Genomic DNA, 13341 nt, shown 5'->3' with positions numbered 1-13341 from the left:
GCAACGGAGAGTGTCATGACCCATCTCACCTACGATGTCGCGATCATCGGCGCAGGCACCGCGGGCCTCGCCGCCGAGCGCAGCGCGCGGCGCAACGGCGCCACGACGTTGTTGATCGACGAAGGCTTTAGCGGGACGACCTGCGCCAGCGTCGGGTGCATGCCCTCCAAGCTGTTGATCGCGGCTGGGAATGCGATGCACGCGGTGCAGCATGCGTCGGTGTTCGGCGTCGAGGCATCGGGCACGGTCGACGGCGTGGCGGTGATGACGCGGGTGCGAAAGGAGCGCGACGCATTCGTCGCGGGCGTCGCGGAGTCGATCGGAAAGCTGCCGGACGGGGTGAAGATCGAGGCGCGCGCGATCTTCAAGGGCGCGACGGTCCTGTCGCTCAGCGATGGCCGCGAGGTCCACGCCAAGGCGGTCGTGATCGCGACCGGATCAAGCCCGATGATCCCCGACATGTTCGAACCGGTCCGCGACCACGTTTTGACGAACGAGAACATCTTTGAACTTTCCGACCTGCCCAAGTCGCTCGGCGTGATCGGCGCGGGTGCGCTTGGCCTCGAACTGGCGCAGGCGATGGCGCGGCTTGGAGTCGAGACGGTCGTGTTCGATACCGGCGAGACCATCGCGGGGTTGAAGGACGCCCACGTCGCCGAGGCGCTGAAGACGATCCTGTCGCGCGAGATGGCGATCAAGCTCGGCGTCAAACTGACAGTCGCCGCCGACGGCGACGGCGTGATGGTTTCGTGGAGCGGATCGGAAACCGGCAGCCAACGCTTCGAGCGGCTGCTGGTCGCGACCGGTCGGCCCCCGCGGATCAAGGACATCGGGCTGGACACCACCGGCCTCGCGCTCGACGACCACGGCATGCCCGAGTTCGACCGCGACACGATGCAGTGCGGCACTGCGCCGATCTTCATCGCCGGCGATGCGGATCATGATCGCGCGGTGCTGCACGAGGCGTCGACGGAGGGGACGATCGCAGGGCGCAACGCGGCGCGCTATCCCGAGGTCGTGCCCGGCAAGCGAACCGTCCCGTTCGCGATCACCTTCACGCATCCCAATGTCGCGGTGATCGGCGAGATCGCGCAGGACGACGATCGCGACGTCGTGATCGGCACCGCATCGTTCGACGACCAGGGCCGCGCGAAGGTGGAGGCGTGCAATGCGGGGCTGGTGCGGTTCTATGCCGATCGCCGCGACGGGCGGCTGACCGGCGCGACGATGGCCGGCCCAGCGGTCGAGCACAGCGCCCACCTGATCGCGTGGGCGATCCAGAGCGGCTGGACCGCAACCGAAGTGCTCGATTTGCCCTTCTATCATCCGACATTCGAGGAGGGGATGAAGCCGGCGCTGCGATCGATCTGTGCGGAAGTGCATGCACCGACCCCGCCGGACCGCGATGACGGGTTCATGCCCGGGACGTAAGGCTCGGCCCCTGATCCTCCCCCTGGCCGGGGAGGATCATGAGATGGGCGCTATTCGTCCAGGTCCAGATACGCGACCACGTCATTCTCCGTCGCGAGATACAGCCCCGCCTGCACCTCCTCCGGCTCCTGCGCGGCCAGCACCAGCGCTTCGCTGAGCGAACCGTAGAACAGCGTCGTCGCCGCCCCGCCCTCACCGCTGTCGTCGAGATGGTAGAGCCTCACCGAGACGCTGGAAGAGATCGTACGCATTCCAATACCTTGCCCAAAATATCCGCGGAACAAAACCGACACAGCGCGGCGCAACTTTGCCGCGCTTCGTCCGTTCGGTTACCAGATACAGGGGTTTTCTATGCATAACGAAGAAGCTTTTCCGGTGTCGCGCCGTGGCGTGATCGCCGGCAGCGTCGCAACCGCCACGCTCGCCGCCGCGCCCGGCGTGCAGGCACAGACGCAGGGCACCGTGCAATCGGCCCCGCCGACCATGCCGGTCACGCTCAAGGTCAACGGCCGCACCACCAAGCTGAACGTCGACACGCGTACCACGCTGCTCGACGCGCTGCGTGAGAATCTCAAGCTCACCGGCACCAAGAAAGGCTGCGATCACGGGCAGTGCGGCGCGTGCACGGTGATCGTCGAAGGGCGCCGGATCAACAGCTGCCTGACGCTCGCGGTGATGCACGAAGGTGAGGAGATCACGACGATCGAAGGCCTCGGCACGCCTGAAAAGCTGCACGCGATGCAGGCGGCGTTCGTCAAGCATGACGGCTATCAGTGCGGATACTGCACCCCGGGCCAGATCTGCTCCGCGGTCGCAACGCTCGGCGAGATCAAGGCGGGCATCCCCAGCCACGTCACCGGCGATATTGCTGCTCAGCCGACTGTCACCACCGACGAGCTGCGCGAGCGGATGAGCGGCAACATCTGCCGCTGCGGCGCCTATGCGAACATCATCGACGCGATCCACGACGTCGCTGGCACGGAGCGCACCGCATGAAGGCCTTCACCTACGAGCGTGCGACCTCGGCCAAGGAGGCCGCTAGCGCCGCAGTCCGCTCGCCGGGCGCGAAATTCATCGCCGGCGGCACCAACCTGCTCGACCTGATGAAACTCCAGATCGAGACACCTCAGCATCTCATCGACGTCAACGGCCTCGGCCTCGACAAGATCACGCCGACCTCGGAGGGCGGTCTCCGCGTTGGGGCGCTGGTCCGTAACACAGATCTCGCCGCGGATGCACGTGTCCGGAAGGATTACGGCGTGCTCAGCCGTGCGCTGGTCTCCGGCGCGTCGGGCCAGCTTCGCAACAAGGCGACGACTGCGGGCAATCTGCTCCAGCGGACGCGGTGCCCGTATTTCTACGACACCACCAAGCCCTGCAACAAGCGTCAGCCGGGCAGCGGCTGCGCGGCGATCGGCGGGTTCAACCGCAACCTTGCGATCATGGGCACGAGCGAGGCGTGCATTGCGACGCACCCGAGCGACATGGCCGTTGCGATGCGGGTGCTCGACGCGACCGTGGAGACGGTGAACGCCACCGGGCAGACGCGCGCGATCCCGATCGCCGACTTCCACCGCTTGCCTGGCACGACACCGAACATCGAGACGTCGCTCGCACCGGGTGAGCTGATCACCTCGGTAACCCTGCCGAAGCCGATCGGCGGCACGCATATCTACCAGAAGGTGCGTGACCGTGCGTCCTACGCGTTCGCGCTGATCTCGGTTGCCGCCGTGATCCAGCCGGGCGGTCGCGGTCGCCTGGCCTTCGGCGGCCTCGCGCACAAGCCGTGGCGCGTCGAAGCGGCCGAGGCGCAGATGCCCAACGGCGCCAAGGCGACCGCGTCGGCCGTCCTCGCCGGCGCCCGCACCACCTCACAGAACGCGTTCAAGCTGCCGTTGGTCGAGCGCACCATCGGCGCCGTGTTCGAAGAAGCGAAGGCCTGATCGCCATGAAGTTCGATACCCCCGCCACGGCGAACCCGACCGACCGCATGAAGGTGCTCGGCCAGCCGATCGATCGCATCGACGGCAAGCTGAAGACCACCGGCACCGCGCACTACGCCTATGAACGCAACGACGTCGCGCCGAACGCCGCCTATGGCTACATTCTCGGTTCGGCGGTCGCCAAAGGCCGGATCGAGAGCATCGACGACGCCGACGCGAAGGCCGCACCGGGCGTACTCGCTATCGTGACCTACCAGAACGCCGGCACGGTCGCGAAGGCCAAGGCGCATACCGCCCGGATGCTCGCCGGCCCCGATGTGCAGCATTATGACCAGGCGGTGGCGATCGTCGTCGCCGAGACGTTCGAACAGGCGCGAGCCGGCGCCAAGCTGCTTCGCTTCACCTATGCGCGGACCAAGGGCAATTTCGATCTCGCCGCGTCGCAGAGCGCGGCCGTGAAGCCAAAGGACGGTAACCCCGATACCGCCGTCGGCGACTTTGCCAGCGCGTTCGCCAAGGCGCCGGTCAAGGTTGACCAGCGCTACACGACCCCCGACCAGAGCCATTCGATGATGGAGCCGCATTCGACCACCGCTGCGTGGAAGGACGGCAAGCTGACGCTGTGGACGTCGAACCAGATGATCAACTGGGCGGTCCGCGACATGAGCGAGACGCTGGTGATGCCCAAGGAAAACATCCACGTGATGTCGCCCTATGTCGGCGGTGGGTTCGGCTCGAAGCTGTGGATTCGCAGTGATGCGGTCATGGCGGCGCTCGGGTCGCGCGCGATCGGTGGGCGCGCGGTGAAGGTCGCGCTTGCCCGGCCGCAGATCATGAACAACACGACGCACCGCCCGGCGACGATCCAGCGCCTACGCATCGCCGCTCAGCGCGACGGCAAGATTACCGCAATCGCGCACGAGAGCTGGTCGGGCGATCTACCCGGTGGCGGTCCGGAGACTGCACCGAACGCGACACGTCTGCTCTATGCCGGTGCGAACCGTATGACCGCGACGCGGCTCGCGACGCTCGATCTTCCCGAGGGTAACGCGATGCGTGCGCCGGGCGAGGCGGTCGGCCTGCTCGCGCTCGAGGCGGCAATGGACGAACTGGCTGAGAAGCTGAAAATGGATCCGGTCCAGCTGCGCATCATCAACGATACGCAGGTCGATCCGGAAAAGCCGTCGCGGCAATTCTCGCAGCGCGACCTGGTCGGCTGCCTGAAGACCGGCGCCGAACGCTTCGGCTGGAACAAGCGCAACCCCGTCCCCGGTCAGGTCCGCGACGGGCGTTGGCTGGTCGGCATGGGCATGGCCTCGGCCTTTCGTGACAACGTGACGATGAAGTCGGGCGCTCGGGTCGGCATCGACAAGAAGGGCGTCGTGACCGTCGCCACCGACATGACTGACATCGGCACCGGCAGCTACACGATCATCGCGCAGACCGCGGCCGAGTTGATGGGCGTGCCGGTCGAAAAGGTCGTCGTCCTGCTCGGCGACAGCAGCTTCCCGGCGTCGTCGGGGTCTGGCGGCCAGTGGGGCGGCAACAGCTCGACCGCGGGCGTCTATGCGGCGTGCATGGCGTTGCGCGGGCGGGTCGCCCAGAAGCTCGGGTTCAACTCGACCGACGTCGTGTTCGAGGACGGCAAGGTGAAGTCGGGCAACCGCAGCGTCTCGCTTTCAGATGCAGCGGGCGATGCCGGTCTGTCGGCGGAGGACTCGATCGAGTTCGGCGACCTGACCAAGACCTATGCGCAGGCCACGTTCGGCGCGCATTTCGTCGAGGTCGGCGTCGACTCGGCGACCGGTGAGATCCGCGTTCGCCGGATGAGCGGCGCGTTTGCCGCGGGCCGCATCCTCAACCCGAAATCGGCCCGTAGCCAGGTGATCGGCGCGATGACGATGGGCGTCGGCGCGGCGCTGATGGAGGATGCGATCGTCGACACGCGGTTCGGTTATTTCGTCAACCATGATCTCGCCGAATATCACGTGCCTGCGCATGCGGACATTCCGATGCAGGACGTGTTCTTCATGGACGAACTCGACGAGAAGTCGTCGCCGATGAAGGCCAAGGGCATTGGCGAGCTCGGCCTGTGCGGAGTCGGTGCAGCCATCGCCAATGCGGTCTACAACGCGTGCGGCGTCCGCGTTCGCGACTATCCGCTGACGCTCGACAAGGTCATCGGCAAGATGGTCTGAGCGGTACCCTGCCCTCCACCCCGCCGCATTGTGGACCGGGGTGGAGGGCAAAACCGGCTCTGGCGCGCGCGAATAGGTTGCGCTAGAAAACCGGCATGACCGTACCCGCCATTCTAAAAAACCTCCGCCTGCCCGTCATCGGCTCGCCGCTGTTCATCATTTCCGGCCCCGATCTGGTGATTGCGCAGTGCAAGGCCGGCATCGTCGGCTCGTTCCCCGCGCTCAACGCGCGTCCGCAGGCGATGCTCGATGAATGGCTCCACCGGATCACCGAGGAGCTGAGCGCCCACAACCGCGCCAACCCGGACCGTCCGGCGGCCCCGTTCGCGGTCAACCAGATCGTCCACAAGTCGAACGACCGCCTCGAAAGCGACCTGGAGACCTGCGCGAAGTGGCAGGTGCCGATCGTCATCACCTCGCTCGGCGCGCGCGAGGATCTCAATACCGCGGTGCATGGCTGGGGCGGCATCACGCTCCACGACGTGATCGACGACCGGTTCGCGCGCAAAGCGATCGAAAAGGGTGCGGACGGCCTGATCGCGGTCGCGGCTGGCGCTGGTGGCCATGCCGGGCGCCTGTCGCCGTTCGCGATCGTCCAGGAAATCCGTCAGTGGTTCGACGGCCCGCTCGCGCTGTCGGGCTCGATCGCGACCGGCGACGCGGTGCTCGCGGCACAGGCGATGGGCGCGGACTTCGGCTATATCGGCTCGCCCTTCATCGCCACCACCGAGGCGAACGCGGATCAAGCGTACAAGGACGGCATCGTCGCCGGCAAAGCCTCCGATATCATCTATTCCAACCTGTTCACCGGCGTACACGGCAATTACCTGCGCTCGTCGATCGAGGCGGCGGGGATGGACCCCGACAATCTTCCCGAAGGCGACCTGAAGACGATGGACTTCGGTGGCGGCAACGGATCGAAGCCCAAGGCGTGGAAGGACATCTGGGGCTCGGGTCAGGGTATCGGCGCGGTCACCCAGGTCGAAAGCGTCGCCAACCGGGTCGACCGTCTTGAGCGCGAATATCGTGCTGCCCGCGTCCGGATCGGGTGCTGAAGCCGAGCCGATCGGGATGCCGACGCGTTGCAGCAGTCAAGCACGGAGAAGACCGCGATGAAGCTCTATTATTCCCCCGGCGCGTGCAGCTTGGCCGATCATATCGCGCTGCACGAAGCCGGACTGTCGTTCGACCATGAAAAGGTCGATCTGAAAGCCAAGCGCACCGAAAGCGGCGAGGATTTCGCGGCGATCAATCCAAAGGGCTATGTCCCCGCGCTGGTGCTCGATTCTGGCGAAGTGCTGACCGAAAATATCGCCATCCTCGACTGGATCGCGCATCAGGACTCGGCGTTGAGGCCATCCGGCGCGATGGGGCACACGCACCTGATCGAGGCGCTCGCGTTCATCTCGACCGAGATCCACAAGAGCTTCAAGCCGTTCTTCGCGGGCGCAAGCGATGCGGACAAGGCGAAGGCTGGCGAGATCATCCTGAAGCGCATGGGCTATCTCGCCGACACGATGAAGGGTGACTTCCTGCTCGGCGCCGATGTGAGCGTGGCGGACTGCTATCTGTTCGTAATGCTGCTGTGGGCGAAAAAGAACGCGCTGACGGTCCCCGACGCGCTGAACGCATTTCGCGACCGCATGATGACGCGCCCCGCGGTCCAGGAGGCGATGACGCACGAGGGTTTGCTCTGACCGCACGATGATCGTGTCAAGTCGGAGGGGGCTCGCCTGGCCGACGGGCCGTGTCCGGTTGTCGAACGCGTGAATTTGATTGCAGGCGAAATCGGCCAGAACCGGGCCGATACCGTCGACCCCGTCGCCGCATCGTGCGAAAGGTGACTGAACGACGCACGGGGGGTAGTCTTTCACGATGGTCTTGACGGCCCTTACTCTGCTGCCTTTCTTCGCCGCCGTGATGTTGGCCCTGTGCGCCCGAGCGGGTCGCCCCGTGCATATGGCGATCGCGGCCGGGGCAAGCGCGGCGGGGATGGCGCTGTTGCTGTACGCCGCCCCTGCCGTCCTGGCCGGTACGCCGCTGACGGCGCGCCTTTCGTGGGCCCCCGCGCTGGGTCTGGACCTGAGCCTGTGGCTCGATCCGCTCGGCCTGCTATTCGCCGGGCTCATCCTCGGCATCGGTCTGCTCGTCGTCGTCTACGCGCAAGGCTATCTCGCGAGGGATGAGCCGACCGCGCGGTTCCTCTCGTTCCTGATGCTGTTCCAGGGTGCGATGATCGGCATCGCGCTGTCGAGCAACGTCCTGCTCCTGCTGATATTCTGGGAGATGACCAGCCTGTCGTCGTTCCTGCTCATCGGGTTCTGGCGCGACCGGGCCGACGCACGGCAGGGTGCACGGATGGCGCTGGCGGTAACCGGCGGCGGCGGGCTTGCGCTGATCGCGGGGATGCTGTTGCTAGGACAGGCGGCCGGGTCGTACGAACTGACAACCATTCTCGCGCGTGCGGACATCGTCCAGGCCTCGCCGATGTATCCGGCGATCCTGGTGCTCGTGCTGCTCGGCGCGTTTACCAAATCGGCGCAGTTCCCGTTTCACTTCTGGCTGCCGCACGCGATGGCCGCACCCACCCCGGTCAGTGCCTATCTGCATTCCGCGACGATGGTGAAGGCGGGCGTCTTCCTGCTGGCGCGACTGTGGCCGGTGCTGTCGGGGACCGACTTGTGGTTCTATCTGGTCGCGTCGGCCGGGCTTGCGACGATGCTGTTCTGCGCGGCGGTCGCGCTGTTCCGCGACGATTTGAAGGCGATACTCGCCTATTCGACGATCAGCCAATTGGGGCTGATGGTGATGCTGCTGGGGTTCGGTACCACTGCGGCGGCGACTGCGGCGGTCTTCCACATCCTCAACCACGCGGCGTTCAAGGCGGCGCTGTTCATGAACGCGGGGATTGTCGATCACGAGACCGGCACGCGCGACATCCGACGGCTGGGTGGGCTCGCGACACTGATGCCGATCACCGCGACGCTCGGCACCTTGGCCGCCGCGTCGATGGCCGGACTGCCCCCGCTCGGTGGTTTCATCTCGAAGGAGATGATGCTGGAACAGAGCGCGCACGCCAATCTGGCTGGGGAGACCCTGCTGATCCCGATCCTGGCGACGCTCGCGGCGATCCTGTCGGTCGCCTATTCGCTGCGTTATGCGACCGGGCTTTTCTTCGGGGAAACGCGGACCGGCGAGCAGGCCAATCCGCACGACCCGGGCGTCGCCATGCTCGCGCCGTCGATCGTGCTGGTCGTCGTCGCGGTCGCGCTCGGGCTGATGCCGATGACGATCGCGGGGCCGCTGGTCGCCGCCGCGACGGGCGCGATCGTCGGCGGTCCCTCGCCCGACCTGCATCTCGCGCTGTGGCACGGGGTCTATCCGGCGCTCGCGATGAGCATCGCCGCGATCGGCATCGGCGTACTGCTGCTGTGGCGGCACGCGCCGGTCGCTGAGTGGGTCGAGAAACGATCCGCCCCCGATGCGAAGCGGATGTTCGACGCAGCAATGCAGTCGGTCTTCGCCGTCACACGCCGGATGTCCGTCGTCGTGCATACCGCCTCCCTCCAGCGCTACCTCTTCGTCCTGGTCGCGGTGGCGATGACGCTCGCGATCGGCGCGGTCCTGACCGGCGGCGGGATATCGGCGGGACCGCGGCCGCGTCTCCCGGCGTCACCCGTCGCGATCGTCGCGTGGCTCGCGCTGATCGTCGCCACCGGCGCAGTCGTCGTGATGCAGCGCCACCGCTATCTCGCCCTTCTGTTCCTCGGCGTCATCGGGCTCGTCATCGCGCTGGCGTTCGTCCACCTGTCGGCGCCCGATCTGGCGCTGACGCAGATCGCGGTCGAGGTCGTCACGATCCTGCTAATGCTGCTGGCGCTGAACCTGCTGCCCAAGTCGCCGCCGACGCTGTCGGGGATTCCGCGCAAGACGCGCGACGCGATCCTCGGGCTGGTTGCCGGGGCCGGGACCGGCTGGCTCGCCTGGGCGGTGATGACGCGACCGTCGATCGCGACGGTGTCGGCGTTCCACTGGGCGAACAGCTATGCGCAGGCGGGCGGGCGCAATGTGGTGAACGTCACGCTCGTCGATTTCCGCGCGTTCGACACGCTTGGGGAGATCATCGTGCTCGGCATCGCCGGGCTCGCGATCTACGCGCTGCTCGAACCGGCGGCGCGCGGCCTCGCCGGGCAACGCCTGCGCGGGTGGCGGGCGGACATGCCGCATTCCCCCGAGCGCCATCCGATGATGTTCGTAATGGCGGCGCGCGTGTTGCTGCCGCTGGCGTTGCTGGTCGGTCTCCACATTTTCCTGCGCGGCCATAATGCGCCGGGTGGCGGGTTCATCGCCGCGCTGGTCTTCTCGATCGCGATCCTGCTGCAGTATCTTGCCTCGGGGTTCGACTGGACCGACGAGCGGCGGCGGATCGGCGAGCATGCGCTGATCGCGATCGGTGTCGTGCTGGCGGCGGCGACCGGCCTCGGATCGCTCGTCTTCGGCGCGCCGTTCCTGTCGAGCAGCTTCGGCTATGTCCACCTGCCGCTGGTCGGCGAGATCGAACTGGCGACCGCGACGCTGTTCGATACCGGCGTCGCGTGCGTCGTGGTCGGCGCCGTGATGATGGCGCTGGCGCAACTGAGCCATGTCGCCCAGCGCGCCGCGCGCCACGACCCGCAGCGCGCCGCGCGTCACGACACTGGGGCGGACGAGCGGGCGATCCGATGAGCCTCGAGTTCCTGATTGCCAGCGCGATCGCCGCGCTCACCGCCGGCGGCGTGTATCTGTCGCTGCGCGGGCGGACGTTCCAGGTCGTGCTCGGGCTGACGCTGCTGTCGCACGCCGTGAACCTGTTCCTGTTCGCGATCGGGCGACTGGTCGTCGATCGCCCGCCGCTGTTTGCCAAGGACGTGGTCGATCATGCCGATCCCCTGCCCCAGGCACTCGTCCTCACCGCGATCGTCATCACCTTCGGCATGACCGCGCTGGTCGTCATCCTGTCGCTGCGCAGTTTCCTCGAGAGCGGCTCGGATCAGGTCGACGGTCTCGCCGACACCGCCCGCGACGAGGGTCAGGAATGACGCTGCTCGACCATCTGGTGATCGCGCCGATCGTGATCCCCGCCCTGATCGCGCCGCTGACGATGATGGTGATGCGCCGCCGACGGGCCGTCGCCGTCGGACTATCGCTGGTCGGGTGCGGGGCGATGCTGCTGGCGGCGCTGGCGCTGTTCGCGCTGATGCAGGACGACGCGATCCGCAGCTATCCGCTCGGCGGCTGGCCGGCGCCGTTCGGGATCGTGCTGGTGCTCGACCGGCTTGCCGCGACGATGCTGGTGCTGTCGGCGACGCTGGCGCTGGTCGTCCTGCTGCATGCGATCATTACCGGCACCGATCGGAAAGGCTGGCATTTTCACCCGATCTTCCATTTCCAGCTGCTGGGATTGAACGGCGCCTTTCTCACGGGCGATCTGTTCAACCTGTTCGTGTTCTTCGAAGTCCTGCTGATCGCGTCCTACGGCCTGATGCTCCACGGCCAGGGCGCGGCCCGGTTGAAGGCGGGCATCGGCTATGTCGTGGTCAACATCGTCGGCTCGGCGCTGTTCCTGATCGCGCTCGGGCTGTTCTACGGGGTGACGGGGACGCTCAACATGGCCGACCTCGCGCGGCGCATCGCGGTGTCGGGCGCGGCGGATGAAAGCATCCTTCGCATCGCCGGCGTGCTTCTGATGACCGTCTTCGCGCTCAAGGCGGCGATCGTCCCGCTCCATCTGTGGCTGCCGCGCACCTATGCCGCGACGATGCCGGTGGTCGCGGCGCTATTCGCGATCATGACGAAGGTCGGCGTCTACGCGATGATCCGCACGATACCCTTGGTCTTCGGCGAGCGAGCAGGCGCGCTGGCGTGGCTCCCGTCGCCGTGGCTGTTCCCCGCTGCCGTGGCGACCACGATCGTCGGCTTTGCCGGCGTGTTCGTGGCCCGGGGAATGCGCGAACAGGCGGCCTTCGCGCTGATCGGATCGACCGGTACGCTGGTGCTCGCCGTTGCCTGTTGGACCCAGATGGCGATGGCGGCAGCGCTCTTCTATCTGGTGCATGCGACGCTTGCGGGTGCCGCGCTGTTCCTGGTCGCCGACATAACGTTGCGCCGCCGCGGCCAATATGGCGATGCAGCGGTACCAAGCCCGCGGTTTGCGGGACAGCAGGCGACCGGGCTGCTATTCCTCGTGTCGGCGATCGCGGCCGTGGGGCTGCCCCCGCTGTCGGGCTTCGTCGCCAAGCTGTTCATTCTTACGACAACGGCAGCGACCTCGGCGTGGGTGGTTCTCTGGATAACGGTTCTCGGCACCACCTTGATCGGCGTCATAGGCTTCGCCCGCGTCGGCAGCGCGATCTTCTGGAAGGCCTCACCGGGCGATGCCGACCCGATCAACGGCCCTGCCCGCTCTTGGGCCGAACTGATCGCTCCCGCAATCCTGATCGGACTGCTCGCCGCCTTGACGATCGGTGCCGGCTGGGCGACGGCGCAGGCTGAGGCCACCGCCACGCAAATCTTCGCGCCACACCGCTACATCGCCGCCGTCCTGGGAATCGGTACGCGATGATCCGGTGGCTCCTTCCCCACCCTGCCTTGTCGGCAACGATGCTGATCGTCTGGCTGTTGCTGACGAACAGCGTCACGGTCGGAGACATTGTGCTCGGCCTCGTCTTCGCGCTGGTCCTGCCCAAGTTCACCGAACCGTTCTGGCCCGATCGTCCGCGCCTGCGGTTCGGCGCCACGTTGATCGCGTTTCTAGCGGTCGTACTGTTCGATATCGTCACCGCCAATATCCACGTCGCGCGGCTGATCCTGTTCCGGCGCAACCGCGATCTCCGGTCGCGCTGGCTCGTCATCCCGATCGACCTGACCACCCCCGAGGCGATCACGATCCTGGCGGCGACGATCAGCCTGACCCCTGGAACCGTGTCCTCCGACGTCTCCGCCGACGGTCGCGCGCTGCTGGTGCACGCGCTCGACGTCGCCGACGAAGCGGCTGAGATCGCACGGATCAAGACGCGCTACGAAGCACGGCTGCTGAGGATATTCGCATGATCGCCGTCGCCCTCCACATCGCCGCAATCGCGGTCGCCGTCGCTTTGCTATGCAACGGCTGGCGGTTGATCCGAGGCCCGGCGATCGGTGACCGGATCGTCGCACTCGATACCATGGTCATCAACGTCATCGCGCTGATCGTCGTGATCGGCATGATCGGCGGCACCGGCACCTATTTCGAGGCAGCGCTGTTGCTGGCGATGGTTGGGTTCGTCAGCACGATCGCCTATTGCAAGTTCATCCTTCGCGGAGACATCGTCGAATGATCGCGCTGCTTGGCCATATCGACGCGGCGCTGATCCTGCTGGGGGCCGCGTTCATGCTGATCGGCAGTTGGGGGCTCGTGCGGTTGCCGTCGACGATGGAGCGGTTGCATGGTCCGACCCTGGCCACCACGCTCGGGGTCGGATCGCTGCTGCTCGCATCGATGCTGTATGTCTGGCTGCAATCGGGAACATGGAGCACGCACGAGCTGCTGATCGCGCTGTTCCTGTTCATCACCGCGCCGATCTCCGCGAACATGATCGCCAAGGTTCATCTACATCGTCGGCGCAGCGCGGGGACCACCGAGCACGCAGGGATCGCCGGGGATCCGCCGACCCCTGAGGCGAGCGATTGGGCGACCTTCGAGGCGCCACACCCCGGGACGCCCGCGTCGACCGCCAATACGTCGACCTGAC

13 protein-coding genes are annotated in these 13341 nt (G+C 66.5%); 12 read left to right on the top strand and 1 reads right to left on the bottom strand.

Features of this window, described 5'->3' with window-relative positions; genetic code table 11:
* The first annotated feature begins 15 nt into the window (after window positions 1-15).
* A complete protein-coding gene (locus ACLBWL_RS11250; protein WP_447793026.1) occupies window positions 16-1431 on the top strand; it encodes a dihydrolipoyl dehydrogenase in 1416 nt (471 codons plus the stop codon).
* 50 nt (window positions 1432-1481) lie between these two features.
* Here ACLBWL_RS11250 and ACLBWL_RS11245 read toward each other — a convergent pair whose 3' ends face one another.
* Window positions 1482-1682, bottom strand: coding sequence for a hypothetical protein (locus ACLBWL_RS11245; protein WP_447793024.1), 201 nt, complete (start codon window positions 1680-1682; stop codon window positions 1482-1484).
* A 100-nt stretch (window positions 1683-1782) separates the two neighbouring features.
* Between ACLBWL_RS11245 and paoA the strand changes: the two genes are divergently transcribed.
* The 11 genes from paoA to ACLBWL_RS11190 all read left to right on the top strand — a co-directional run bounded on the left by paoA (window position 1783) and on the right by ACLBWL_RS11190 (window position 13340).
* A complete protein-coding gene (paoA, locus tag ACLBWL_RS11240; protein ID WP_447793022.1) occupies window positions 1783-2427 on the top strand; it encodes an aldehyde dehydrogenase iron-sulfur subunit PaoA in 645 nt (214 codons plus the stop codon).
* Complete coding sequence (locus tag ACLBWL_RS11235; protein WP_447793020.1) at window positions 2424-3374, top strand: FAD binding domain-containing protein; 951 nt, start codon at window positions 2424-2426, stop codon at window positions 3372-3374. The genes paoA and ACLBWL_RS11235 overlap by 4 nt, the downstream gene beginning before the upstream one ends.
* A gap of 5 nt (window positions 3375-3379) precedes the next feature.
* Window positions 3380-5572, top strand: a complete 2193-nt coding sequence (gene paoC / locus ACLBWL_RS11230) for an aldehyde oxidoreductase molybdenum-binding subunit PaoC (protein WP_447793018.1) — start codon at window positions 3380-3382, stop codon at window positions 5570-5572.
* 95 nt (window positions 5573-5667) lie between these two features.
* Window positions 5668-6627: an NAD(P)H-dependent flavin oxidoreductase gene (locus ACLBWL_RS11225; protein ID WP_447793016.1), complete on the top strand. Its 960-nt coding sequence runs from the start codon at window positions 5668-5670 to the stop codon at window positions 6625-6627.
* Between the two features lie 57 nt (window positions 6628-6684).
* The gene (locus ACLBWL_RS11220; RefSeq protein WP_447793014.1) at window positions 6685-7269 is read left to right on the top strand and encodes a glutathione S-transferase N-terminal domain-containing protein; all 585 of its coding nucleotides are present in this window, start codon (window positions 6685-6687) and stop codon (window positions 7267-7269) included.
* Between the two features lie 178 nt (window positions 7270-7447).
* Window positions 7448-10297, top strand: coding sequence for a monovalent cation/H+ antiporter subunit A (locus ACLBWL_RS11215; RefSeq protein WP_447793012.1), 2850 nt, complete (start codon window positions 7448-7450; stop codon window positions 10295-10297).
* Window positions 10294-10650, top strand: coding sequence for a Na+/H+ antiporter subunit C (locus ACLBWL_RS11210; RefSeq protein WP_447793010.1), 357 nt, complete (start codon window positions 10294-10296; stop codon window positions 10648-10650). The genes ACLBWL_RS11215 and ACLBWL_RS11210 overlap by 4 nt, the downstream gene beginning before the upstream one ends.
* Window positions 10647-12173, top strand: a complete 1527-nt coding sequence (locus ACLBWL_RS11205) for a monovalent cation/H+ antiporter subunit D (RefSeq protein ID WP_447793008.1) — start codon at window positions 10647-10649, stop codon at window positions 12171-12173. The genes ACLBWL_RS11210 and ACLBWL_RS11205 overlap by 4 nt, the downstream gene beginning before the upstream one ends.
* Entirely contained in the window at window positions 12170-12661 is a 492-nt protein-coding gene (locus tag ACLBWL_RS11200; RefSeq protein WP_447793006.1) for a Na+/H+ antiporter subunit E, read from the top strand. The genes ACLBWL_RS11205 and ACLBWL_RS11200 overlap by 4 nt, the downstream gene beginning before the upstream one ends.
* Window positions 12658-12927 (top strand): K+/H+ antiporter subunit F, encoded by a 270-nt coding sequence (locus ACLBWL_RS11195; RefSeq protein WP_447793004.1) that lies wholly within the window; start codon window positions 12658-12660, stop codon window positions 12925-12927. The genes ACLBWL_RS11200 and ACLBWL_RS11195 overlap by 4 nt, the downstream gene beginning before the upstream one ends.
* Window positions 12924-13340 (top strand): Na+/H+ antiporter subunit G, encoded by a 417-nt coding sequence (locus ACLBWL_RS11190; protein ID WP_447793002.1) that lies wholly within the window; start codon window positions 12924-12926, stop codon window positions 13338-13340. The genes ACLBWL_RS11195 and ACLBWL_RS11190 overlap by 4 nt, the downstream gene beginning before the upstream one ends.
* The last annotated feature ends 1 nt before the right edge of the window (window position 13341 follow it).

It is taken from the genome of Sphingomonas sp. M1A8_2b, assembly GCF_053345535.1.
The sequence above is the reverse complement of the archived record's forward strand: the minus strand, read 5'-3'. Positions and strand labels throughout refer to the sequence as shown.